This window comes from Deltaproteobacteria bacterium (assembly GCA_020848905.1).
GTDB lineage: Bacteria > Myxococcota_A > Polyangia.
The window spans coordinates 366,351-390,283 of sequence record JADLHG010000042.1 but is presented as its reverse complement, the minus strand read 5'-3'; the positions used below and the strand labels follow the sequence as shown (position 1 = coordinate 390,283).

At 72.1% G+C, this 23,933-nt stretch carries 17 protein-coding genes; 8 read left to right on the top strand and 9 right to left on the bottom strand.

Features of this window, described 5'->3' with window-relative positions; translation table 11 throughout:
* Window positions 1-33: 33 nt before the first annotated feature.
* Window positions 34-2,469 carry an ATP-dependent DNA helicase RecG gene (recG, locus tag IT371_18710; protein MCC6749705.1) on the top strand — a complete coding sequence of 812 codons (2,436 nt, stop codon included), beginning with the start codon at window positions 34-36 and terminating at the stop codon, window positions 2,467-2,469.
* 105 nt (window positions 2,470-2,574) lie between these two features.
* Window positions 2,575-5,628: a sulfatase-like hydrolase/transferase gene (locus tag IT371_18705; protein ID MCC6749704.1), complete on the top strand. Its 3,054-nt coding sequence runs from the start codon at window positions 2,575-2,577 to the stop codon at window positions 5,626-5,628.
* Between the two features lie 13 nt (window positions 5,629-5,641).
* On the opposite strand, the gene IT371_18700 is transcribed toward IT371_18705, so the two are convergent.
* Window positions 5,642-6,880, bottom strand: a complete 1,239-nt coding sequence (locus IT371_18700; protein MCC6749703.1) for an aspartate kinase — start codon at window positions 6,878-6,880, stop codon at window positions 5,642-5,644.
* Window positions 6,881-6,992: 112 nt separating this feature from the next.
* On the opposite strand from IT371_18700, the gene IT371_18695 reads away from it, so the two are divergent.
* Complete coding sequence (locus tag IT371_18695) at window positions 6,993-7,322, top strand: divalent-cation tolerance protein CutA (protein MCC6749702.1); 330 nt, start codon at window positions 6,993-6,995, stop codon at window positions 7,320-7,322.
* Between the two features lie 63 nt (window positions 7,323-7,385).
* Window positions 7,386-7,928: a helix-hairpin-helix domain-containing protein gene (locus IT371_18690; GenBank protein ID MCC6749701.1), complete on the top strand. Its 543-nt coding sequence runs from the start codon at window positions 7,386-7,388 to the stop codon at window positions 7,926-7,928.
* Window positions 7,929-8,903: 975 nt separating this feature from the next.
* On the opposite strand, the gene IT371_18685 is transcribed toward IT371_18690, so the two are convergent.
* Entirely contained in the window at window positions 8,904-9,548 is a 645-nt protein-coding gene (locus IT371_18685; protein ID MCC6749700.1) for a hypothetical protein, read from the bottom strand.
* Window positions 9,549-9,765: 217 nt separating this feature from the next.
* Here IT371_18685 and IT371_18680 point away from each other — a divergent pair, with 217 nt between their 5' ends.
* Together IT371_18680 and IT371_18675 are read left to right on the top strand one after the other, a co-directional pair.
* Window positions 9,766-13,083: a tetratricopeptide repeat protein gene (locus IT371_18680; protein MCC6749699.1), complete on the top strand. Its 3,318-nt coding sequence runs from the start codon at window positions 9,766-9,768 to the stop codon at window positions 13,081-13,083.
* 34 nt (window positions 13,084-13,117) lie between these two features.
* Window positions 13,118-13,744: a threonylcarbamoyl-AMP synthase gene (locus IT371_18675; protein ID MCC6749698.1), complete on the top strand. Its 627-nt coding sequence runs from the start codon at window positions 13,118-13,120 to the stop codon at window positions 13,742-13,744.
* Between the two features lie 7 nt (window positions 13,745-13,751).
* On the opposite strand, the gene IT371_18670 is transcribed toward IT371_18675, so the two are convergent.
* Both IT371_18670 and rplC read right to left on the bottom strand, forming a co-directional pair.
* Window positions 13,752-14,351 carry an RlmE family RNA methyltransferase gene (locus IT371_18670; protein ID MCC6749697.1) on the bottom strand — a complete coding sequence of 200 codons (600 nt, stop codon included), beginning with the start codon at window positions 14,349-14,351 and terminating at the stop codon, window positions 13,752-13,754.
* A gap of 11 nt (window positions 14,352-14,362) precedes the next feature.
* Window positions 14,363-15,055: a 50S ribosomal protein L3 gene (gene rplC / locus IT371_18665; protein MCC6749696.1), complete on the bottom strand. Its 693-nt coding sequence runs from the start codon at window positions 15,053-15,055 to the stop codon at window positions 14,363-14,365.
* Window positions 15,056-15,251: 196 nt separating this feature from the next.
* Here rplC and IT371_18660 point away from each other — a divergent pair, with 196 nt between their 5' ends.
* Window positions 15,252-16,295 carry a VWA domain-containing protein gene (locus IT371_18660; protein ID MCC6749695.1) on the top strand — a complete coding sequence of 348 codons (1,044 nt, stop codon included), beginning with the start codon at window positions 15,252-15,254 and terminating at the stop codon, window positions 16,293-16,295.
* 29 nt (window positions 16,296-16,324) lie between these two features.
* On the opposite strand, the gene IT371_18655 is transcribed toward IT371_18660, so the two are convergent.
* From IT371_18655 to holB, 5 genes are all read right to left on the bottom strand, one after another.
* Window positions 16,325-17,302, bottom strand: coding sequence for a hypothetical protein (locus IT371_18655; protein ID MCC6749694.1), 978 nt, complete (start codon window positions 17,300-17,302; stop codon window positions 16,325-16,327).
* 91 nt (window positions 17,303-17,393) lie between these two features.
* The gene (locus IT371_18650) at window positions 17,394-18,323 is read right to left on the bottom strand and encodes a HEAT repeat domain-containing protein (protein ID MCC6749693.1); all 930 of its coding nucleotides are present in this window, start codon (window positions 18,321-18,323) and stop codon (window positions 17,394-17,396) included.
* Between the two features lie 38 nt (window positions 18,324-18,361).
* Window positions 18,362-20,317 (bottom strand): methionine--tRNA ligase, encoded by a 1,956-nt coding sequence (gene metG, locus IT371_18645; protein MCC6749692.1) that lies wholly within the window; start codon window positions 20,315-20,317, stop codon window positions 18,362-18,364.
* 14 nt (window positions 20,318-20,331) lie between these two features.
* Complete coding sequence (locus IT371_18640; GenBank protein ID MCC6749691.1) at window positions 20,332-21,591, bottom strand: hypothetical protein; 1,260 nt, start codon at window positions 21,589-21,591, stop codon at window positions 20,332-20,334.
* A gap of 524 nt (window positions 21,592-22,115) precedes the next feature.
* A complete protein-coding gene (gene holB / locus IT371_18635; protein MCC6749690.1) occupies window positions 22,116-23,108 on the bottom strand; it encodes a DNA polymerase III subunit delta' in 993 nt (330 codons plus the stop codon).
* A 148-nt stretch (window positions 23,109-23,256) separates the two neighbouring features.
* Here holB and IT371_18630 point away from each other — a divergent pair, with 148 nt between their 5' ends.
* Entirely contained in the window at window positions 23,257-23,931 is a 675-nt protein-coding gene (locus IT371_18630; protein MCC6749689.1) for a PspA/IM30 family protein, read from the top strand.
* The last annotated feature ends 2 nt before the right edge of the window (window positions 23,932-23,933 follow it).

Below are 23,933 nucleotides of genomic sequence, written 5' to 3'. Positions count from 1 at the left end.
TCTCCTCCTCCGCGCTCGGCATAAGGTGGGCACATGGACGCCCGAGAGGCGTATCGTGCGCTGCACGACCCGCTGTCACTCGCCGCGCAAGACGGCTTCAAGCGCGTGGGCGAGTTCGCGTCCCTCGGGACCGCGCTCACCGAGGCTGCCGTGCGCCTGGCGCGAGCCGTCCCCGAGGCCGATGCGGCGGCGCTTGCCGACTACGCGCGCGAGTTGGAAGGTTTCGACGCGGCCACCACGGCGCTAAAAGCGCAGCTCGTGGCGCGCGGGCTGCGACTCTGCGCCGACCTGAGGGGGCGCAGAACCTCCGTTCAGCCTCGGGCTACTCCCGCGCGTGCACCGGCGACCGGGACCGTCAGCCTGGACTCGCCGCTGACCTCGCTCCGTGGCATCGGCCCAGCGCTCGCGGAGCGGTGCGCCGAGCGGGACCTCGTCACCGTCGAAGACCTGCTCTACTTCATGCCGCTCGAATACCGCGACGAGCGCACCGTCGTGCCGCTCGCCGAGGTGCCCGAGGGGCGGCGGGTGACGACCCGGGGGGTGCTGCGCGACGTGCGCGAGAAGCGGAGCTGGGGGAAACGGCGAGTGGAGCTCTCCGTCGCGGCAGAGGCGGGCGGGGAGGCGCTGCTTCACGGCGTCTGGTTCCGCAGCTACCCGGGGCTGGCGGCGTCCTTCGTCCCGGGGCGCTGGGTGCGCCTTAGCGGGGTCGCGCGCCGCTATCGCGACCGACTGCAGATGACCCACCCGGACGTCGAGCCGGCCGATGCGGAGGACCTCGCGGGGGGCGTGCGTCCGCGCTACCCGCAGGTCGCGGGGGTCGCGCCGCGAAGGCTCGAGCGGCTCTGCCAGGCGGCGGTGGCGCGCTTCGCGAGCGAGGCGATGGATGGCATCCCGCCGAGCGTGGCCACAGAGCAGGGCCTGCCGCCGCTCGCCGACGCACTCCGGGTGCTGCACGCGGTGGGCGAACCGGTGGACTCGGAGGCGCTCGGGTTGCTGGCGCGCGGCGAGCACCCGGCGCAGCTTCGGCTGGCTTTCGACGAACTGCTCTCGCTTCACCTGGTGCTGGGGAGGCGGCGCACCGAGTGGGACACGCGGCGCGCGCCGGTCTGCACGCTGCCGCCGCCGGCGCTGGAGAAGCTGCGAGGATGCCTTCCCTTCGCGCTGACCGGAGCGCAAGAGCGCGTGCTGGAGGAGGTGTGGCGGGAGCTCGGGCAGTCGCGCCCCATGCACCGCCTGCTTCAAGGGGACGTGGGGAGCGGGAAGACCATCGTGGCCTTCGCCGCGGCCTTGGCGGCGATGGAGAGCGGCTTGCAGGCGGCCATCATGGCGCCCACCGAGGTGCTGGCGCGCCAGCACTACGAGCGCCTCGCCCCCCTGTGCGAGGCGCTGGGGCACCGAGCGGCGCTGCTGACGGCCTCTACGCCCCAAGGGGTGAAGCGTTCGCTCCTGGCGCTCGCTGACGCCGGACAGGTGGCCCTGCTCATCGGCACCCACGCGCTGCTCTCTCCGGGGGTGAGCCTGCCGAATCTGGCGCTGACGGTGGTGGACGAGCAGCACCGCTTCGGCGTCCTGCAGCGCTTCGCCTTGCGGGAGCGCGGGGACGAGGGGCTCCTGCCCCACTTGCTGGTGATGACCGCGACGCCCATCCCGCGCAGCTTGGCGCTGACCCTCTACGGCGAGCTCGACGTCTCGGTGCTCGACGAGAAGCCGCCCGGGCGGCAGCCGATCGAGACGCGCCTCCTGTGGAACCCGCGCATCGAGCGGGGGAGCGAGGCGGCTACGCTCCTGGCGGCGGACCTGGCGGCCGGCCGGCAGATCTACGTCGTCTGTTCGCTGGTGGAGGCGTCGGAGGAGCTGGAGGTCACCGACGCGACCTCGGCGGCGACACGGCTGGCGGAGCTCTTTCCCGAGGCCCGCGTAGGGCTGGTCCACGGTCGGCTGCACGCCTTCGAACGGGACCGCGTCCTCGGGGCCTTCGCCGCGGGCGAGCTGGACCTCCTCGTGGCGACGACGGTGATAGAGGTGGGCGTGGACATCGCCCGCGCGAGCGTGATGGTCGTCGAGCACGCCGAGCGTTTCGGCCTCGCGCAGCTTCACCAGTTGCGCGGGCGCGTGGGGCGAGGAGGGGGGGCTTCCCGGTGCCTGCTCCTGGCGGGCATCGCGCGACGAAGCACGGCGGCGGACCGGCTTCGCGTGCTGACGCGCACCGAGGACGGCTTCGCTATCGCAGAGGCGGACCTGGAACGACGCGGCCCCGGCGAGCTCTTTGGGACGCGGCAGGCGGGTCTTCCCCGCCTTCGCTTCGCGGACCTCACGCGGCATCTGCGGTTGCTCGCCGAGGCCCAGCGCGCGGCGGCGCGGCTCCTCGCGCTGGACCCCGAGCTGAGCCTGCCCGAGCATCAGGCCGTGCGGGAGCTGGTGCGACGCCGGTGGGACCGCCGCCCTCTTCCCGGGGGCGAGGCGGGCTGAAGGTGTTTCGCAGGGCCCCGCTCCATTCTCTGCGCCGCCGAGCGCGGGGAGGTGGCGACGGCGCGCCCGGGTTGCGCTAGGCTCCCTGCAGACGAGACGACCTGCATGCTCGACCGACGCAAACGAACCGTCCGGCGCGCCATGATCGGCGGGGTGACCCTCGCCGTCGCCGGTGTCCTGCCGCTCTGGCTCATGGAGCTGGTCTACGTGCTGCTCGTGCGGCGCCCGACCTTCGATTCCATCGGTCAGGGCCTGCTCTTCGGCGTGCTCCTGCTCCTCATCCCGGCGGCGCTCGCCGTGTTCCTCGGCGCCATCGAGGGGGCCGTCGTGCTGGCGGTCTCCCGCCTCACGGGGAGCCTGGCGAAGCGGCGCGTCGCCGAGCCGCACTGGATGGCCTGCCTCTACACGCTCTTGCTCGCCCCCCCCATCGCGCTCGTGGCTGCGCTGACCTTCGCCGGCCGCCGGGCCCGCGAGCTGCCCGGGCGCCACCTGCTCGCCGCGGGCCTCGGGCTCGTGGGAATAGTCGCCTGCTATGGCGCCATGCGCCTCGGCATCTGGGTGCGCGACCGTTTTCGCGTGCGTCGGTGGGGTTCGCGCCCTGCCTATCTCATCGCCCCCCTCCTCCTCTTGCTGGCGCTCGGCCTGTACGTGGCGGATCAGCTGGTCCTGCCGGGCCTCTACCCGTTCTTCCACGTCAGCCTGGCCGTCACCGCCGTAGTGCTCTGTCAGCTCGCCGTGGCGGTGGCCTTCGCCGTGGCCCGGCCGAACGCGCGCTGGATGGGTCGGGTGATGGACCCCGGGGCGGCGCTCTTGCTGGTGGTGGCCACGATCGCGGGCGGGGCCTGGGGCCTGAAGACCGTCGCGCGCTGGGAGCAGCTGCGCTTCCTGATCCACGAACACACTGCCGTGCAGGCCAAGATCGTTCGCCTGGCGGCACGCGCGGGGCTCGTACGCGGGGGGGCCGACTCTCCGCCAAGGCCGGTCGAAAGAGAGGAGGCGCCGGCCCGAGTGGGACTGCGCCCGGGCCCGCGACGTCCGGATCACAATCTGCTGCTCATCTCGGTGGACGCGCTGCGGGCCGACCACATGGGGGTCTATGGGTACCGACGCCGCACCACGCCCGAGCTGGATGCGTGGGCCCGTTCCGCCACCGTGTTCGAGCGCGGCTACGCGCCCGTGCCCCATACCTCGTTCTCGCTGACCTCGCTCCTCACGGGCACGCACATCGCCGCGTCCGGGCTGACCGGCCAGCGGACCCTGCCTTCCGTGGTGCGGCGCTACGGCTACAAGACCGGCGGCTTCTTCCCCCCGGCGGTCTTCTACATCGACAAGGATCGCTTCAGCGCCTTCCAGTCGTCCATGTTCGACTTCGAGTACGTGAAGTTCGAGTTCATCGACGCCGAACGACGCGTGGACCAGGTGCTCGCCTTCCTCAAGGAGAGCCGCGGACAGAAGTTCTTCGTGTGGGTGCACTTCTTCGAGCCGCACGAGCCGTACGATCCGCAGCCTGGGTTCGACTTCGGACCGAGGGCCATGGACCGCTACGACGGGGAGATCGCGTATACGGACCGCGCGATCGGGCGGCTGCTGAAGCGGGTGCAGGCCGAACACCCGACGACGGTCGTGGCCTTGACCGGGGATCACGGCGAGGCCTTCGGGGAGCACCGCGAGTACTACCACGGCAGCTCGCTCTACGACGAACAGGTGCGCGTCCCGGTCATCGTGCGGGTGCCCGGCGTGGCACCCCTTCGCGTGCCGGGGGCCGCGCAGTCGATCGACCTGGCTGTCACGATGCTCGCGGCGGCGGACATCCCGGTGCCGGCGGAGATGCAGGGGAACGACCTCGGCCCCTGGGTCGCGGGGGAGGACGCGATGCGCCTCCCGGCGGTCTTCTCCCAGTTCGAGCAGCGCAAGGCCGTGGTCCGCGGGCAGCACAAGCTGATCCACAACGCGGTGGAGGGCTTCAGCGAGCTCTACGACCTGCGTGCAGACCCTGGGGAGCGGGTGAACCTCGCTGCACGACGTCCCGAGCTGCTCGCCCGGCTCCACGGCGAGCTGCGGGCTCTGGGGGAGCGGGATCGGCGGAGCGGCGCGCGGGAAGACCGAGCCGCCGAGGCCGAGGGGGTGCTCGAGCGGGGCCGGCAGGGAGACCCGAGCGCGATCCCTTCGCTGATCAAACTCGTGCGAAGCGGGCGCGAGGTGCGGCGCGAGGCGGTCCGCCTGCTCACGCGTCTGAGGGCGCAGTCCGCTCGCGCGGTCCTCGTGGACGCGGCCAGGGATCCGGACCCGGGGGTGGCGATCCAGGCCACCATAGGAGCCGCGCTCCTCGGGCACCCCGAAAGTCTGAGGCAGGTGCCTCGACTCCTCGAGCGTGCCGATCTGCCGCCGGCGCTGCGTCGAGACGCCCTGCTGGCGCAGGCGCTCGCCGGGGACAGGCGCCTGGTGCCGCGGCTGATCGATCTCCTGGTCCGCAGCGAGGACATCTACGAGCGCATCGAACTGATCGAGATTCTCGGCCAGCTGAGAGACGACCGCGCGACGCCGGCGCTGCGGCAGCAGCTGAAGACCCTGCGCACGCGCCGCCACGCGATTCACGCGCTCGGTCTCTGCCGGGCGCACGCGGCGGTGCCCGAGCTCGTCCACGGCCTGCAGAGCGACCGGTTCATCAGCTGGAGACAGCACGCCGCGCTGGCCCTCGGCCGGATCGGGGACGCTCGTGCGGTGCAGCCGCTCCAGCACCTCGTCCGGACCGAGCTGGAGCCTGCGGTCGTGGCCTACGCCGTCGAGGCGCTGGGGCGACTGCACGCGCTCCCGATTCCCGGTCTCGCGGCCGTGGCGGCGGGACCCGCGCGTTGCGCTGCGGACGGTTGTCGCGTCCCCCTTCGCGCGGCCTGCGGGTCGCCGCAGGAGCTGCTGGTCCTGCTCTCGGGCAAGCCGGGGCGCGTGACCGTGACCTGCGGGGAGACGGTCGTCGGTGAGCTCGACTTCCCGTCGGTGGGCGCCGAGCCGCGGGTCGAGCTGCCGCCGGTCCCCTCGCTGGTGGTGAGCCTTGCGGGACACCGTGGGGCGCTCGAGCTGAGAACCACGGGCGTGCAGGCCCCCGAGCTCGTCTTCGCGGCGGTCCGGCCGTCCCAGGGGCGCGCCACGGCCAGCCGTTGACCCCCGTCCCGGATCAGCGCTCGGAGGGGCCGGTGCCGGTGCCGGTGCCGAGAGCGAAGCCCTCGTGGAGGGAGCGCATGGCCAGCTCGCCGTAGCGCATGGGGATGACGCACGAGACCTTGATCTCGCTGGTGCTGATCATCAGGATGTCGATCCCCTCGCCGGCGAGCAGCTCGAACATCCGCTGCGCGACACCCGAGTGACTCCGCATCCCGACGCCGACGATCGAGATCTTGGCGATCTTGTCGTCGGAGAGAACCTCGCTGCCGCCGTTCTCGTCGGCGACGCGCTGGACGCGTTCGAGCGCCGCCGGCAGATCCGTGCGAGGTACCGTGAAGGAGACGTTCGTTCGCCCGTCCACCGGCGGGGCCTGCACGATCATATCGACGACGATGCCAGCCTCTCCGAGGGGTCGGAAGACGTCGGCCTGGACGCCCGCGCGCCAGGGCAAGCCCCGGATCGTCAGACGCGCCTGGTTCTTGTCGAGGCTGACTCCGGTGACGACGACCTTCTCCATGGCGGCGTCTTCGGCGACGACCATCGTTCCCTCCTCCTCGCTGAAGCTGGAGCGTACCGCCAGGGCCACTCCGTGGTTGCTCGCGACCTCGACGGATCGGATCTGCAGGACCTTCGCGCCGAGGGAGGCGAGCTCGAGCATCTCCTCGTAGCTGATGCGCGGGATCTTGCGCGCGTCGGGACAGATGTTCGGGTCGGCGGTGAACACCCCCTCGACGTCGGTGTAGATCTCGCAGAGGTCGGCGCCGATCGCCGCAGCGACCGCCACCGCCGAGGTGTCCGAGCCGCCGCGCCCGAGGGTGGTGATGTTTCCTCCGGCGTCCACACCCTGGAACCCCGCGACGATCGGGAGCTCGCCCCGCTCCAGCGCGTCGGAAAGGGGCGTGGCGTCGATCTGCTGGATCCGCGCGCGCGAGAAGGCGGAGTCGGTGAGGACCCGGATCTGGTGCCCGAGAAACGAGGTCCCCTTGCCGCCCTGCGCCCGCACGGCCATGGCGAGGAGGGAAGCCGACGCCTGCTCCCCCGTCGCGAGCAAGACGTCCAGCTCGCGGTGCTCGGCGCGGGGGCTGACCTCGTGGGAGAGCCGGAGGAGGCGATCGGTTTCGCCGGCCATCGCCGAGACGATGACCACCACGCGGTGCCCCGCGGCCTGCGTGCGCAGGACTCGTCGGGCGACGTTGTGGATTCGCTCCACCGAGCCCATCGAGGTGCCGCCGTACTTCTGGACGATCAGCATGGCGACACCCTACAGCCGAAGGCACAGGCGGTAAAGACGGTGCCCCTGTGAGCTGGTCCCGGGGTGGGCGCGTGGCTTGACAGGCCTCGCGCGCGCTGCGTAGCGTCCGGGAATGAGCCACGACGACAGCGACGCGGTGGTGGTGTACGTGACGTGTCCGGCGGACAAGGCCGCGGGGCTGGCGAAGGCGCTCGTCGAGGCCGGGGTTGCGGCCTGCGCGAACATCGTCCCCTCGGTGCGCTCGATCTATCGCTGGCAGGGGGAGCTCTGCGACGACGAGGAGGCGCTGCTGATCGTGAAGACGCGCGCGCCGCTCTTCGAGGCCTTGCGCCAGCGGGTCGTCGAATTGCACCCCTACGAGGTCCCGGAGGTCATCGCTCTGCCCGTCGTCGCCGGGCACGGGCCGTACCTCGCCTGGCTCCGGGCCTCGACCGAGGGTTAGGCGGCCGGCCTTAGGGCCGCGGCGCGCGGCAACTCGCCCGCGGAACCAGACGATATCCGCGCGGTGAACGTCTTTCACCGAATCATCGTGGCGACAGTGCTCGGAGCGGCGGCGGTCACCCCCGTCTGGGTCGCGTGGGATCGGGCAGGGGTTGCGGCTCGTCCGTGTGCGTGCCCCTTCGCTGTAGAGCAGCGCGGTAGCCGCGTCCTGGTCTGTGCCGACGGGAACGGCTCTCCTCCAGGCCTGCTCGCCGCCCTCGGTACGTGCGCCTCGCGCTTCGTGGGGGAACGGCCGAGCACGGCGGGGGAGCTCTGGCGCCTCGACGACGGCTGCCGGCGCACGCGTTCCATGCTCCCGGGGCGGACGCGCCTGCTCCTCGGTCTTCGCCTGGACCTCAATGCGGCGGCCGCGAGCGAGCTCGAGGCGCTGCCTCGCATTGGACCGGCGCTGGCGGCGCGTATCGTCCGACGCCGTCAGTGGCAGGGGCGCTTTCGCCAGGTGACCGAGCTTCGTGAGGTGAAGGGGATCGGGGCGGCGACGCTCCAGCGTCTGGCTCCCTTCGTTTGCGTGGGCGAGACCTGCGACGTTCGACGCGCTGGGCGATGAGGAGCGCGAGCAGGATCGTCGGCAAGCCGACCTCGCGCGGCAGGTGAAGCGCGCCACGTCGGGCGCGACGCGGGCCCGGCGAGCTCCGGTGCGGGACGGCGGCCCGGGCCTCCTTCACGCACGCGTCCCCGCCGTCCCCCTCGCAGCCCTGCGCCTCTCCACCGCCGCTGTCGCAGCCCTGCGCCTCACCGCCGTCGCTCGCGCAGCCGCCCTCCGCCTCGTGCGGCGGTTCCCCGCCATCGCAGCCTCCCGAGGGGGCGCTCTCTTCGGGTTCGAGAGCGCACCCGACCTCCACGCGGGTCGAGCCGTCGCTCCGCGTGCCGGACCGTCTGGCGGCGGGAGGATCCCCGACGCGGGGAGGCGCGCCGGAAGGGCAGCGGAGCTGGAGGAGTTGCAGCCCCTCGCCGACGGGGAGGATCTGTCCGCCGCGGCAGTAGTGGCCGGTGGAGCTGAGCTGCCCCTGGCTGAGGCGGCGCACGGCATCGTCGGGCGTGCCGAGCTTCCCGTCGACCCCCGGTGCAGTGAAGACGAGCTCGAACCGGCCGTCGGTGCATTCGCAGTCGTCCGGCGGAGGAAGCTGGATCTGTCCGCGGACCTCGGTCGAGCGAAAGACCTCGCGCTGGTCGTCGTACTCCACGTAGAGGAGCTGAGGGCGGAGCTGGCCTCCCGTGGGTCCCGTGGGGAGGTCGAGCTCCAGGATGGCCGTGCGGCCGGTGGCTCGCGAGAGCTCGGCGTAGAGGTAGAGACCTTGGTCACGGTAGCGACTCGCGGCGCTGCTCGCGTAGAGGACGCCCCGGAGAGCCTCTCCGGGGGCGGCCCGCTCGTCAGCGCGACACACGCCGAGTTCGGGGGTGCACTCGACGGGACGGTCGTGGAGCTGAAGCTGGTAGTGCCCTTGACGTCCGCGGTCGTCGCATGCGCCCAGGCCGGCGGCGAGCGCGAGCGCGGCCGTCGCGAGGCGAAGCGTGGCCCGTTTCAGAAGTGGCACGTGAGCCCCGCGGTGAGTGCCACGCGATGCACGCCCGTCTGCGCCACCATCGCGCGAAGACCGCCGAGGTCGTCCGAGGTCGCGACCACCGTGCCACGGAGCCCCACCGAGAGGTGGTGCAGTAGTCGCACCTGCAGGCCCGCCCCGAGCTGAAAGAAGGGGAGCCAGCCGGCGGCGTGCCGGATGGGGAGCCCCGGGCGGTCGAGAGCGGCCGAGACGTGCGTGCCTCCCACCTGGACGTCCGTGAGGAGGCGCATGGGGCCCACGACCGCGAGGTAGACCCGCAGGCCGAGAGCGAGGTCGCGGAAGCTGCGTACGTCGTGATAGCCGCGCCCCGTGGAGCCCGCGTCGGTGGAGGCGTCGCTCCGGTAGCCCACCTCGCCCACGACGTATAGACGCAGCGGACCGAGCCGGCCGCCGGCGCCGAGAAGCCCGGAGAAGGCCACTCCGCCGTCGTGCCGCAGCGACGCGCCCCCGTTCACCTCGGCGAGGAAATGGGTTCCGGCCTCCGCGGGGCGCATGCACGGGCCGCGACCGCAGGGGATCTCCTGCGCCAGGGCCGGACGCGCCGTGAGGCCGAGCAGCGCGACCAAGGGCGCTGCGGCACGGAGGAGGGCGAGTCGGTCGAACATGCGACCGGGCAGAGCAATGGGCGTACCAGCGCTGCGGCGGGCGGAAACTGGAGTCGCACGGTGTCCCGAGGCGGCAGCGGGGCGCGACCCGTGTGGCTGCTTCGCGACAGGTGTGAAGCGTGCGTGGCGCCAGCGCGTCAGTGTGGCCGGTCCCGGCGTGGACGCGCCGCGGGGGCTCGCGTAGACTGAAGCTCTCCTTTCCGAGGCCCAAGGCTCCGTGTCGACGGTGGGTGGCAACAAGCTGCACGGCGAGATCCTGAGGCTCGAAGGGCTGCTCCGGCAGGACCCCGGAAGCCCCGAGTTCCATCGGCTGGGCAACGCCTACACCCGAGTGGGAAGGTACGACGACGCGGTGCGCGTCTGCCGTCGCGGCGTGCGCCGGCATTCCACCTCGGTGGAAGGCCACGTGGCGCTGGGGCGAGCCCTCTTTGGACAGGGACGCCTGGACCAGGCCGGCGAGGTGCTTCGCGCGGCTCTGAAGCTGGACCCCACGCAGTCCGAGATCTATCGCCTCCTGGGAGAGGTGCTGCTGCGGCTGGAGCAGCACGAGGAGTCCGTGTCGGCTCTCGAGCAGGCGGTGCGGCTCGGAGTGGCGGATGCGAAGGTGGAGGCGCTGCTCCTGCGGGCGCGAGAGGAGCGCGACGGGGAGGCGACGCAGGTCGCGCGCGGCCGCCCCGGCGAGGTGCGTGGTATCGGCACCCGCACGGCGGCGGGGAGCATCGGGGACCCCAGCCGGGAGCACGCGCTCGAGGAGCTCGGGCCCGGACCTCCCGAGGACGAGCTGCGGACGACGAGCGGCTTCGATGCGGACAAGACGCCGATCGTGGAGGTCGAGGGGCATCGGCAAGACGGCGACGTGCAGCCGACGCCGATGCCCGACTGGTCCACGCTGGGCGCACTCTGGGAGAGGCAGCTCGACGCGCAGAGCGGACACGCGGGGCTCGACGTGGAGTCCGACGTGCGCGACCCGATCGTTCACCGGCCGCCGCTCGATCTGGACCTGCTGCCCCTGAGCGACCCGCTGGCCGAGGGGATGCCTCCCTTGCCCTCCGAGGGGGGGGCGGAGGAGGGTGCTGCCGAGGTCACGGAGGACGTTCCGGCCGAGGCGATCGAGGATCCTTCGCCGTCGCTCGGCCTGCCGCACGAGCCGGAGCCGGAGGAGGAACCGCCGACCTGGCCCCAGGGTTCGGCCGAGCCCGACGCCCTGCTCGAGGAGGCCCTGCCGGTCGACCGCGCGAGCCCGGAACCTGAGTTCTCGACCGAGGAGCCCACAGCCCCGACGGTCTCCGAGCCCGACGAGGAGGCGACCGACGAACGCCAGAGGCGCCCGGTGCGGCGCAAGGCGAGTAGGCGCAGGCGTCGAGGCTTCGGGAGGTGGGTCGCCCTCGGCGCGCTGCTCCTCGTCCCGCCCGCGGTGTGGCTGGGGCTGTCCCTCTACCAGGCGCGGCATGCGAGCCGCAAGGCCCTCGAGCTCTCCCAGCGCGCGCGACGGGTCGTGTCGGTGGACGCGCTGCGCACGGCGCGTGCGGCGCTCTCGGCGGCCGCCACGCGTCGGGGAGCTGCGGCGGGGCTCAGCGAGGAGCTGCGGCTGGTGGAGGCGCTCCTTTGGCTCCTGCACGGGATTCCGCACGGAACCTGGCCCGCTTCGGCCGAGGGCTGGACGGCGAAGGCCGCACGAGCCGTGGACGCCCTGGCGACGCACGCGCCGACGGAGGCGCGCGAGGCCCTGAAAGAGGTCCCCCAGCAGCCGGCGAACCGCCTTCTGCGGGGTTGGTTGCTGGCCTGGGCGGCGTGGCTCGAGGGCCGCGGCGGGGAGGCGCGAGAGGCGTTGAAGGGGCTGCTGGCGCAGGACTCGGAGCTGGTGCCCGCCCACCTGCTCCTGGCCCACCTCTCGCGCGAGGAAGGGCGTACCCGCGAGGCGGAGGAGGCGTACCGTCTGGCTTTGCGGCACAGCCCTCTGCTCGACGCGGCTCGGCTCGGCCTGGCTGCGGCACTCCTCGAAGGACCGGCGGGTGCCGCGGAGGCGCGACGCTTGCTCGAGGCCGAGGCGCAGGCGCCGCTGGCGCAGGGGTGGCAACGGCTGCTGACGAGCGAGCTGCAGCTTCGGTCCGGGGCTCTGCGGGCCGGGGCGCGGGAGGCGCGGCGGGTTCTGGGTGACGCGCCACCGAGGGCCGACCTCCTCTTCCACGGGGCACGCGTGCTGGCGCTCGCCTGCGAACTCGAAGGAGCGCGCGCGGCGCATCGGCGGCTCGCCTCCCTGCGGCGCCTGGACGGACCGGCCGAGCGGTTGCTGCGGGTGGAGCTGGAGTGGGCCGCGGGGCTGGATCCGCAGCTCTTGCGAGCCCAGGAGGTCGGCGGCGAGGCACCGCGCGTGAAGGAGCTGCGACGGGTCGCGACGCTCCTGGCGGGCGCGTCGGAAGGCTCTGGCCCGGGGGTGGCAGCGGGACGCGATCCGCCGACGCCGCTCGCTCGCCTGGAGCGGGCGATCGTGCTGCTTCGGCGAGGCGACGCGGCCGCGGCGGACGGGCTGCTCGCGCCCCTCTCCTCGGTGGCCGGGCTGAGCAGTCGGGCGCTCACGCTGCGGGCCGAGGCACTCGCTGCGCGCGGGCGCTACGGGGAGGCCCTCGCGGGGCTCGAGACGGCGCTCGATCGCTGTCCGGGGTACCTGCCGGCGATCGAGCGGCAAGGGCTCCTGCGCATCGCTCTCGGTCGCTTCGCGGAGGGCGCGCGGCTCGTCGAGGCGGCGCGAGCGGGAGGGCGCGTCGGGGAGGAGAGCCTGCGCGCGCTCGCGTGGGCCTACGGAGAGCTGCGGTCGGTGCCGAAAGCCAGCGCGCTGCTCGAGGAGGCACGTCGGCAGGGGACGCCCGCCGCGGCGGCGACCGTGCTCGGGCATCTGAGGCTCGCGCAGCAGCGGGGGCGGGAGGCGGTCGGCGCCTTCGGGGGCGCGGGAAGGTCCCCCGAGGCGCTGGTCGGGCTGGCCCGCGCACAGCTCCTCGCGGGACAGGTCGAGGCGGCGGAGGGGACCTGGGCTGCACTCGTGGAGCGGGCTCCGCACTCCCCGTGGCCCAGACTGCAGCTGGCGCGGGTGCGAGTCCGCCTCAAGCACGCCGAAGCGCGCGCGACGACCGAGGCCATCCTGTCCTGGGCGCGCGCGAATGCGCGGCTGGCTCCTGGGCTGGCGGCCGAGGCGCACCTGGCCCTGGGCGAGCTGCTCCAGGGTGGAGGGGGCAAGCCGCGGCCCGACGCGGTGGCTGAGTTCGAGGCTGCCACGCGCCTCGATCCGTCGCACGTCGCCGCTCACGAGGCGCTCGGTCGGGCGTATCTGGCGCTGGGACGTCAGGCCGCGGCGGTGAAGGCGCTCGAGCGCGCCGTAGAGCTCGATCCCCAGGATACGGCGGCCCACCTGGCGCTCGGCCTGGCCCTCCGCCGCGAGGACCGCGTGCGCGCCCGGCGGGCCTTCGCCCGGGTGCTGCAGCTCGAGCCCGACGGCGAGCGAGCCCTGGTCGCGCGCCGCGAGCTGCGGCGCCTTCGTTGACTTCGATCGTGCTGCTCCGCTAGCGTGGGCCCGCATGGCAACTAAGCCGCCGATGCTGGTGCTCGAGGAGCAACGGCCCAACCCGAGGAAGATCAGGCAGGCGGCGGACGTCCTCGAGGAGGGGGGCGTCATCGCGTATCCGACCGACACGGTCTACGGCATCGGCTGCGACCTCTTCAACCGCAAGGCCATCGACCGCATCTACCGCATCCGCGGGCTGGAGCACGACCATCACCTGAGCTTCATCTGCCGCGACCTGTCTCAGGTGGCGGAGTACGCGTACGTCACGGATTTCGCGTACCGGTGGCTGCGCCGGCTCCTGCCCGGACCCTACACGGTCATCTTGCCGGCCAGCCGGCTCGTGCCGAAGGTGTTGCTCGAGAAGCGCCGCGAGGTGGGCGTCCGAGTCCCCGCGAGCGCCCCGTGTCACGAGCTGGTGCAGGCCCTCTCGCGCCCCCTGGTGAATACGAGCGCGACGGATCCCGAAAGCGGCGAGAGTCTCGTGGACGCGGATCTCGTGCGGGAGGCCTTCGCGGGGCAGATCGATCTGGTTCTGGACGGCGGGCTGTTGACGCACGAGCCGTCGACGGTTCTCAGTCTTATGGGCGACGAGATCTCGATCCTGCGCGAGGGGAAGGGACCGGTGGACCTTCTCCTTTAGATGTCCGTCACTTCTTCGTCTGCGCGACGAGGTAGTGCTCGCTCGAGATCCTGCGGGTGGCGTCGGGTCGGACGACCTTGGTTCGGGCGTAGAGCCGCTTCGTCTCGGCCACCGCCCCCTCGAAGCCCTCGCCCATGAAGATCTTCCCCACGAAGGACGAGCCGCTGCATCCGACCGCCGCGGCCAGCTCGAGCGCCCGCAGGTAGAGTGCGACGCTGCGGGCCTGGTCGGTCATGGCGATCCCCGTCGTGTCCGGGGCCATATCGGAGAGCACGACGTCGAAGCAGGGGAGCTCGCCGAGCAGCGTCTCGGGTGTGACCTCCAGGACGTCCCCGATCTCGACGCGCACGTGCGCGGGGAGCGGCACCTCCACGGCCGTGCGATCGATCCCCACGACGCGCCCAGCCTCACCGACCCGCTCCGCCGCGTACTGGAGCCAGGAGCCGGGTCTGCACCCCAGGTCCAGCACGCGCAGCCCGGGACCGAGCAGCCGGAAGCGCTGGTCGAGCTCCTGCAGCTTGTAGACCGAGCGAGCGGCGTACTGGTCGCGCTTGGCTTGGCGGTAGAAGGCGTCGTGACGGGTGCGGCGGTCGCGGAGGCGGGACACCGGCGCGGGATTTAGGCCTCGGCCGCGGCCGGCGCCTCGCGCTTCAGCTGGAAGATCGCCCCAGGTCGCTTCGCGGCGTGGCGCACGGTGACGTAGCCGTCGGGCGCGCCGGGCACCGCACCTCGCAGGAGGAGCAGGTTCTTGTCCGGGAGCACCTCGGCCACTCGGAGGTTCTGGATCGACACCTTGCGCGCGCCCATGTGGCCCGGCATGCGCTTGCCCTTGAAGACGCGGCCCGGCGTGAGACGGCAGCCCACCGACCCGCCGTGCCGGAAGTATTCGTGCGTTCCGTGCGTCGCGCGAAAGCCGGAGAAGTTGTGGCGCTTCATGACGCCCTGGAAGCCCTTCCCCCTCGAGACGCCGCGCACGTCCACGACGTCTCCGGGGGCGAAGACCTCGTTGAGACGCACCACCTGACCCTGGTGGAACTGGCCGATCTCGTCGGGCTGCAGGCGAATCTCCCGCACCATGCGCTTGGGGGCGGTCTTCGCCTTGGCGAAGACTCCCGCGGCGGGCTTGCTGGTCCGCTGCGGCGACTTGTCGCCAAAGCCGAGCTGAATCGCCGCGTAGCCGTCGCGCTCGACGGTCTTCACGTCCAGCACCACACAGGGACCCAGCTCGATCACGGAGAGGGCAGCCCAGTTGCCCTTCGCGTCGTACTGCTGGGTCATGCCGATCTTCTTGCCCAGAAGGCCCATCCGGATGGCCATTGTCGCTAACTCCTCAAGATCCCTTGTCTACAGCACACTGAGGTCCGTATCTATAGGGGTTTTGCACGCGGCTGTCAACTGCCTCGCACGGGGCAGGGCCGGGTCCCCCAAGGAGCCGCCGGCCGGTTGCGGGCATTCCGCCCGCTTCCTCCGTCGAGTAGACTGCCACGCCACGGTGCGGAGAAGCCATATGCGAATTTTCACCTCGGGACTTGTCGTCGGGCTCCTCGCCGGGGCGAGCGGCTGCGGAGGGCTCCAGCTCAAGCTCCAGCACGCGAGCGTCCAGAAGCCGAGCAACGTGGTGCTCTATTTCGCCGTGGAGGATTCGCGTGGCCAGGGCGTTCCGGCCCTCGCCGCCGACGCCTTCAAGATCTACGAGGACGACCAGCTCGTTTCGCCCTTCGAGAGCAAACAGACGATCCTCAACCCCGAGGTGGCGGTTTCGCACTATGTGCTCTTGCTCGTGGACCTGTCGGGGAGCATCACCGAGTCCGGGTCGTTGCCCGCGTTGACCAGCGCGGTGAGCGCGTTCGTCGAGCGGGTGAGCAAGAGCCAGGTGGTGCAGATCGCCGTGTACGGCTTCGACGGTTCGCCGAAGCTCACCCCGCTCGTCGGGTTCACGCGCCAGGGACTCGCGGTGAGCAGCGCCATGAGCTGGCTCACCGGGCGCAAGGCCAAGGACCCGTCCACTAACCTGAACGGCGCGATCGTGGAGGGGGTCTCGGTGCTGGAGAAGCAGGTCTCCAAGTCCAACATGCCGCTCCGGTTTGCCACGATGGTGGTCTTCACCGACGGTACGGACCGCGCGCATCGGGTGGCCTGGGAGAAGGTCGAAGAGAAGGTCGATCAAGCCCAGGTGAACCTCTACGCCATCGGTCTCGGAGCGGAGCTCTCCGAGGATCACCTCTCCAAGATCGGTCGGGCGGGGTACGTGAAGGCGGAGCGCCAGGAAGACATGAACAAGGCCTTCGAGGAGATGGCGACGAAGATCGAATCCGCCGGCCGGAAATACTACCTCCTCTCGTACTGCAGCCCGTCGCGCGCGGGGACGCATCGCCTGCGCGTGGAGGCCACGACCAAGGAGGGGAGCGGGGACCTGTCGCGCGAGTTCAAGGCCGAGGGTTTCGGGCCGAACTGCGACCCGAACCAGAAGCCGAACTTCTCGCCCACGCGCATCCTGATTGAGGCGCGGCGCAAGGAGAAGGCCGAGGAGAAGGCGAAGCGATCGGAGTAGTCGGCGGGCTTTCGCGACGGACGCTCAGCCTAGCCGAACTTCTTGCAGCAGCCGGTGATGCAGTACTGCCCCGTGGGGCAGTAGCTGTTGTTGAAGCAGGGCGTTCCCGAGAGGCAGAAGGGCCAGATGATGGTGCCCCCTCCGTCCCGCGTCCCGGCGCCGCCGTCGCGAGGCACCCCCGCGTCGGCCGGCTTCGGAAAGCACTTCGCCGGCAGGTCGGCGATCGTCTTGCCGAGGCAGAGCTGGCACTCCCCGCAGGGATTCATGCACGACGCGACCGGCGTGCAGGTGGCGCAGTTCTGCGGCGTGGCGGCGCTGCAGCCGGCCCCGGAGCCGAGGAAGATGACCCACTTCTTGCCAGCGGAGTAGACCTCGCAGCAACCGAAGCAGTCGCAGCCGTTCGGCGTCAGGGGCTGGCAGACGCGGCGGCACTCGTCCGTCTGAGGCCCCGGGCAGTTCTTGTAGTTCGGGTCGTAGAGGCAGGGCTTGGGCAGCTTGGCCCCCGGGTTCTTCGCGTCGCACTTCAGGTTCCACTCGCACTTGTCGCCGCCGCTGCCCGAGTTGCCGTCGAAGAAGCAGTCCTGCTTGCAGGCGTCCACGTTGTCGCCGGGTATGCCGGTGCCGAAGGAGCCTTCGTCGTCGTCGCAGGGGCCGATGCACTCGGGGTCCTGGGCGTCGATCTTGCCGTCCCCGTCGTCGTCCTTGCCGTTCGAGCACTTGTAGACCGTGCCGTTACACGAGGGCTGGTTCCCGGGATTCCAGCCGTCGGGGATGCGGAAGAGGTCGCCCTTCGGCGCCGCGCCGTCCCCCGGTTTCCGCCCATCGCCGACGCTAGCGCCGTCGCCGGTCGTGGTGGACCCGTCGCCACCGCTCCCGCCGTCGGTCAGCGCGCCGTCGGTGTAGATCGAGGCGTCCCCGACCCCGCCGGCGTCGGGCAGGAGGCCTCGCTCGTCCGAGCAGCCGCACACCAAGAAAGCGCAAAGCACCACTCGCGAGCGCCTGGGCACGTGGTCCTCCTGTCCTCGACGTGTTCGGACAACTGTATCGACCCGGTGAGTGGGTGTCCAGGTTCCCCCGCGCGTGAGGTGTGCGGCGCTCCTACTCCCCGCTGCGAAGGGCGCGCTCGGGGCCGCCCAGCGAGGCTGCCCTCTGGCGGGCCCAGGGGGCGTCGATGGCCTCTACGACCCGAACGGCGACGCCGTGGACGAGCGGGTTCCTGCGGTCGAGAGCCGCCAGGAGCTCCTGCTGACTCGCGGCGTCTCCGAGCCGGGCGGCCGCGCCCGCGAGCCACACGCGCAGAAGTGGGTCGAAGCGGGCAGCGCGGGCGTGCTGGAGGAGGGGGGCGAGGTGCTCCGGTCCGGCGACCAAGAAGAGGTGCTCCGCCGCGAGAAGGCGGGTGTCCCGTCGCCGGAGGTGCGCGAGCAGCACCTCGACGCCCGACGCATCGTCGAGCCGTGCCAGCGCGACGGCGGCTTCGAACTGCACCCCCTCGTCCACGTCGCGAAGGCGTGCTCGCAGCAGGTCCGAGTGCTCGCGAGCGCGCAGGTCCCCGAGGGCGGCGACAGCGCTCCCACGAACTTCGGCGTCAGCGTCCTCGAGGAGCGGCGCGAGAGCCGGGGCCGCGTTCGCCGGGTCCAGCGCGACCACGACGGCTGTGGCCTGAAAGCGGACGTCGGGGTCCGGGTCGGCGAGGGCGCGCCGGACGGCGGCCACGCCACCCTCGGAGCCGAGGCGCCCCAGCGCCACCACTGCGGCCTGTCGTACCTCGCCGTCCGGGTCGGCGGTGGCGGCGAGCGAGAGGGCCTCGCAGGTGGGCGCATCGGCCGCACCGGCCAGCGCGAAGGCGGCGGCGCGGCGCACCTCAGGTGAGGGATCCCCGAGCGCGCCCCGCAGGGCCAGCACCAGGCTCGCGTCGGTGAGGGCGGCTCCGTCGAGGTCCCAGGCCGCGTCGGCGCGGGTAGTGGCCTTCGGGCTCGTGAGGTCCCGCAGGGCGGCTTCGACCGTGATCCGTGGCTCGTTCGAGGGCATCGGCCTCCGACCCGCGCTGGGCGGGCACTCCTTCGCTCTCAGCGAACCTTCGTGCCCGGCGGGACCTCGACGTCGAGGGCACTCAGGGCCAGGACCTGCTTCTCGCCGGCCGCGAGGATCATCCCCCGGCTCTCCACGCCGCGGATCTTGGCGGGCTTCAGGTTCGCCACCACGATCACCTGCCGGCCCACGAGCGCCTCCGGCGCGTACGTCTCGGCGATGCCGGCCACGATCTGGCGCACCTCCGACCCGAGATCCACGCGGAGCTGGAGCAAGCGATCCGCGCCCTGGACGCGTTGCGCCTCGAGGACCTTCCCGACCCGCAGGTCCAGGCGGGAAAACTCGTCGTAGGTGAGGAGCGCCGGTCCTTCGGCGCTCGTATCGGGCTTGGGGTCAGTCACCTTCGTGGTCTCCTGGGCGGGGGTTGCCGCCTGCTGCCAGCGGCCGAGCAGCGCCGCCTTTCGATCGTCGTCGATCCGTGGAAAGAGGGGGATTGGCGGAGGGAGGGGCTGCCCGGCGGCGAGCCCTCCCCAGCGCTCGGGCCACGCGGCGCTCGACGCGGCGTCGAGGCCGAGCTGGGCGAGGAGCTCCTGGGCCTTGTCGGGCATCACCGGCGCCACGAGGAGCGCCGTCCAGCGCAGGCTCTCGAGGAAGTTCGCCAGCACCTCGCCCACGCGCCCCTTCTTCGCCGGGTCCTTGATCAGGCTGTACGGCGCCGTGACGTCGACGTACTTGTTCGCCGCGCGCACCAGCTCCCAGATCGCGTCGAGGGCGCGGCTGGGGGCGTTCCCCTCGTACGCGCGCGCGGCCTCCTCGCCCACCCGCGCGGCGAGCTCCACGAGCTCCCGGTCCACGGCCTCGGCCCGGAGGTCCTGCGCCAGCGGCGGAACCTTGCCCTCCCAGTACCTGTGCACCATGGCCACCGAGCGGTTGAGCAGGTTGCCGAGGTCGTTGGCCAGCTCGGCGTTGATGCGCTGGAGGAGCGCCGCGTGCGAGAAGTCCCCGTCGTTGCCGAGGGGCGTCTCTCGCACGAGGAAGTAGCGCAGGGCGTCTCGCCCCACGTCCTCGCACAGCATCTCGGGGTCCACCACGTTGCGCAGGCTCTTGGACATCTTCTGCCCGTTGATGGTCCACCAGCCGTGGGCGAAGACCTGCTTCGGCAGCGGCACTCCGGCCGAAAGGAGCATGCAGGGCCAGTAGACGGCGTGGAAGCGGAGGATGTCCTTCCCCATCAGGTGCAGGTCGGCCGGCCAGAAGTCGCGGTAGCGCTCCGCCCCGTCGAAGCCGCCGAGGCCGGAGAGGTAGTTGGTGAGGGCGTCGATCCAGACGTAGATCACGTGCTCGGGGTCGCCGGGGACGGGGATCCCCCAGCGGAAGCTGGTGCGCGAGATGCTGAGGTCGCGCAGCCCCCCGCGGACGAAGCTCAGGATCTCGTTCCTGCGGATGTCGGGCTGGACGAAGGTCGGGTGCTTCTCGAAGTGGTCGAGGAGCGCGTCCTGGTAGCGCGACATGCGGAAGAAGTAGCTCGACTGCTTCAGCCGCTCGAGCGGGGTGCGGTGCGTCGGGCAGCGCGCGCCTTCAGCCTGCGATTCGGTGTAGTACTCCTCGCAGCCCACGCAATAGAGGCCGTCGTACTCGCCGCGGTAGATGTCCCCTTTGTCGGCCATGCGCTGCCAGAGCTGCTCGACGACCTTGCGGTGTCGAGGCTCCGTCGTGCGCAGGAAGTCGTCGTTCGAGATGTTGAGCACCTGCCACGCGCGCCGGAAGCGGGCCATCACCTGCTCGACGAACGCCGCCGGCGAGAGTCCGGCCGCCTCGGCCGCGCGCTCGATCTTCTGGCCGTGCTCGTCGGTGCCGGTGAGGAAGAAGACGCGCCGACCCCGGGCGCGGTGGTAGCGCGCGAGCACGTCGGCCACGATGGTCGTGTAGGCGTGCCCGATGTGCGGTACGTCGTTGACGTAGTAGATCGGCGTGGTGACGTAGAACGTGTCCATGCGCTGGGCCTCGGTCAGTCCCGGGGAGGGGAGGAGGAGTCGTCGGGGGCGGGGGGCGCGGCGAGGCTCACCTGCTGCGCGGGAAAGACCTCGTAGGTCCCGGCCGCGCACCGCACCCGCACGAGCCGGCGCGGCACGTCGAGCTCCACGACGATCCCCTCTCCCGCGGGGGTGTTCACGCGCTTGCCCACCTTCGGCAGCTGCTTGCGTGCCTCCTGGTAGACCTGCTGCTCGTAGGCCAGACAGCATTTCAGTCGACCGCACTGCCCCGAGACCTTGCTCGGGTTGAGCACCAGGTTCTGGTCCTTCGCCATGCGGATGCTGACCGGCTCGAAGCGCTGCAGCCAGCTGGCGCAGCAGAGCTCGCGACCGCACGAGCCGATGCCGCCCGTCATGCGCGCCTCGTCGCGCACGCCGACCTGGCGCATCTCGACGCGCACGTGGAGCCGACGGGCCAGGTCCTTGACCAGCTCTCGAAAGTCGATGCGGCTCTCCGAGGCGAAGTAGAAGGTGGCCCGGTTGCCCGCGTGCTGGTACTCCGCGCGGATGAGCTTCATCGGCAGCCGGCGCTCGGTGACGCGCTGCCGGCAGAACTCGTACGCCTCGCGTTCGCGTGCTTCGTTGCGTTTCTGCGCGCGGGTGTCCTGGGGGTCCACCCGACGTACGAAGCGCCGGAGCGGCCCCTTGGTCAGTCGGCGCGTCGTCGGGATGACGACGGTGCCGATGGTGAGGCCCCGCTCCGTCTCCACGACGACGCGGTCTCCCTGCCGGAGCGGCTCCTCTGCCGCGTCGAACTCGACGAGCTTGCCCCCCTCGCCCTGGATCCCGTCGCTGATGCGGACGCCCACCACGCTGCGCAGCGGCGCCGTGGCGGGTTCGTCGGTCAGCTCGCTCTCGGCGGGCAGCGTCGCGTCGTCCGGGTCGGCCGGCTCGCCCGCCAGGTCGAAGACCGAGCTCCCGCTGAGAATCGGCGCGGCGTCGTCGGGGAGATCCTCGGGGTGCGCACCGAGCCCTCCGGCCGTCGCTGGGGAGGGGGCCGCGGGGCGTTCCTCCTCGAGGGACCACCCGGCTTCGTCCGGGAAATCGAGCCCCGTGGCGGTGCGCGCCGCGGGACGAGGTGGGGTTTCCCTCGCTGGCCCGCCGGGGCGACGCTCCCGTGAGCCGGGCGGGGGGCCTCGGCGTGGCCCCTGGTCGCGGGTCAGGGGGGCTCTGCCGGAAATTCCTGGTTCGCGGGGAACGCCAGCTTCGCGGGGCTCGCGCGATCCGCTGCGCACGCCGCGCTCGTCCCGCTCCTCCCGGCGGCGTGGCTCTCGCGCCTCTCGCGCCTCGCGAGGGGGGCGTGCCTCGGCAGGGAGCGCCGGCTCGGTCCCGGCTTCGGTCGGGGGGCTGGTCGGGGCCCCGGTACCCGCGCCCCGTCCTCGGCGGCGGCGACGGCGGCGGCGTCCCGCGGCGTCGGGGGTGCCGCCAGCGTCGTCGGCGCGTGGCCCGCTCGGTGCCGCGCCCTCGGCGCCAGGCTCGGCAGCTCCACTCGAGACGGGGCGTGCGCCCCCCTCCGTTCGCGCTTCCCCACGGCCTCGGCGGCCACGGCGTCCTCGAGAGGGTCCGCGACCGTCGGCCCGGGGCGGTCCGCCCTCCGGCCCGGCCCCCGACGGCGCTTCCGTGCCGGTCGGGCGGCCCTCTTCGCCGGGGAGGCGTGGGGCGGCCCCGCTCGGGCGCCCTCGACGTCGTCGCCGCGGCCTGCGTCGCTCGCCTCCCCCGTCCGGCGGACGGCCCGGTCCTCGTGCACCTGTATCGTCGGTCATACCCAGACTCCCTGGCGCAGTCGCAGGACCATCGTTTCGAGGGTCATGGTGGGGTTCACGTTCGCGACGAGCGCGGCCTGCGCCGCCTGGACGGCGCGGAGCGCTCCGAGGAGGGCGTCGCGAGAGCGCCCTTCCGCCATGCGCTCGAGCTCCTCCCGCCGGTCCGCGTGGACCAGCCGGCCCTCATGAAGCCCCTCGGCCACCAGCACCACGTCTCGCAGCCAGACGCGCAGCAGGTCGAGGGCCTCGAGGGCCACGGGGCGTTCCTTGCCGGCCTCCGCCGCCGACTCGAAGAGGCTCTCGACGGCGGACCCGCTGGCCGCCCCGAGGAGAGCGTCCACGGCCCGTTGCGCGGCGGCGAGCTGGTCGCTGCCGAGCAGGCGGAGCGCCCGGCCGGGGCTCCCCTCGGCCAGCGCGGCGACCGTCCGCCGTTCGCCCTCGGGACGCTCGCTGGCCTGGCCCAGCACCTGGGCCACCTCCTCCAGAGCGAGGGGCGCGAAGCGAACCCGCTGGCAGCGGGAGACGAGGGTTGGGACGACCCGGTGTCCGGCCGAGGCGACGAGCACGAAGACCGTGCGCGGCTTCGGCTCCTCGACCGCCTTGAGGAGCGCGTTCGCCGCGTTGGCGTTCAGCTGGTCTGCCCCGTCGAGCACGATGAGGCGCACCTTGCCCTCGTGCGGTGGATAGGCCAGCAAGGGCTCGATGGCCCGGACCTGCTCGATCTTGATGTACTGCCCGTCGGGCGCGATCCAGATCAGGTCGGGGTGGAGGCCGGCCACGAGCTTGCGGCAGGCCTCGCACGAATCGCACCCCTCGGCCGGAGCGAGTTCGCAGTTCAGCGCCTGTGCCAGTGCGCGCGCGGTGGTGGCCTTGCCCACGCCCGACGGCCCCGTGAACAGGAAGGCGTGGGCCAGCTTGCCCGAGGTCATGCCGCGGCGGAGCTGCTCCACGGCGCGTCGCTGGCCTACGATCTCGGAGAGCTTGGGCATGTGCGTGTCCATCGAGTGCTACCAAGGGGGAGCTTGCATGTCAAAGGGAGGCCGCGGCCGCCCGACCTGCCTTTGACAGCCGCGCCCCCTTGAGACAGCATCCAGGGCCGGCGCCTCCACACGTGAGGCCAGCGGCAGGAGGCGACCCATGGGCATCCTGGGGCGGATTCAGCGGGTAGTGAAGTCCAACGTCAACGAGCTCCTGGACAAGATGATCGATCCGGCCAAGGAGATCGAGCTCCTCGTCACCCAGATGGAGGAAGGGCTGAAGCAGGCCCGGGCCGAGGTCATCACCGTAACCGCCGAGGGCAAGCGGCTGGGGATGCGCTGCGGGGAGCTCGAAGCCGAGGTGGTGAGGTGGGATCGTCGCGCGGAGCAGGCCGTACAGGCCGGGGACGACGGGCTGGCGCGGGACGCGCTGGCCCACCGGCTCGAGCTCGCACGGGAGCTCGAGACGCTCCGCCAGGCGCGCGCAACGCAGGAGGCGCAGGCCGAGGAGCTCCAGCAGGCCCTGAAGGCCCTCGAGGCGAAGCTCAAGGACGTTCAGCTCCGAAAGGAGACGCTGAAGGTCCAGGCGCGGGCCGCGAAGGAGGGGGGAGGGGCGCTCAAGGGCACCGCAGCCTTCCAGGAGATGGATCGCCTGGAGGCCAAGATCTCCGCCATGGAGGACCTTGCGGACCTGGAGGGGTCGCTCAGCGGGAAGGACGCGGCCACCGAGGCCAAGTTTGCCCGCCTGGCCGAGCGCGCGCCGGCCGGTGCCAGCCGGCCGGAGGTGGAAGACGAACTCCAGGCGCTGAAGCGCAAACTCAACTCCGGGGAGTGATT

Coding starts and splice junctions, on each gene's coding strand:
- recG (MCC6749705.1), top strand. CDS start 34: ATGGACGCCCGAGAGGCGTATCGTGCGCTGCACGACCCGCTGTCACTC.
- IT371_18705 (MCC6749704.1), top strand. CDS start 2,575: ATGCTCGACCGACGCAAACGAACCGTCCGGCGCGCCATGATCGGCGGG.
- IT371_18700 (MCC6749703.1), bottom strand. CDS start 6,880: ATGCTGATCGTCCAGAAGTACGGCGGCACCTCGATGGGCTCGGTGGAG.
- IT371_18695 (MCC6749702.1), top strand. CDS start 6,993: ATGAGCCACGACGACAGCGACGCGGTGGTGGTGTACGTGACGTGTCCG.
- IT371_18685 (MCC6749700.1), bottom strand. CDS start 9,548: ATGTTCGACCGACTCGCCCTCCTCCGTGCCGCAGCGCCCTTGGTCGCG.
- IT371_18675 (MCC6749698.1), top strand. CDS start 13,118: ATGGCAACTAAGCCGCCGATGCTGGTGCTCGAGGAGCAACGGCCCAAC.
- IT371_18660 (MCC6749695.1), top strand. CDS start 15,252: ATGCGAATTTTCACCTCGGGACTTGTCGTCGGGCTCCTCGCCGGGGCG.
- IT371_18650 (MCC6749693.1), bottom strand. CDS start 18,323: ATGCCCTCGAACGAGCCACGGATCACGGTCGAAGCCGCCCTGCGGGAC.
- metG (MCC6749692.1), bottom strand. CDS start 20,317: ATGGACACGTTCTACGTCACCACGCCGATCTACTACGTCAACGACGTA.
- holB (MCC6749690.1), bottom strand. CDS start 23,108: ATGCCCAAGCTCTCCGAGATCGTAGGCCAGCGACGCGCCGTGGAGCAG.
- IT371_18630 (MCC6749689.1), top strand. CDS start 23,257: ATGGGCATCCTGGGGCGGATTCAGCGGGTAGTGAAGTCCAACGTCAAC.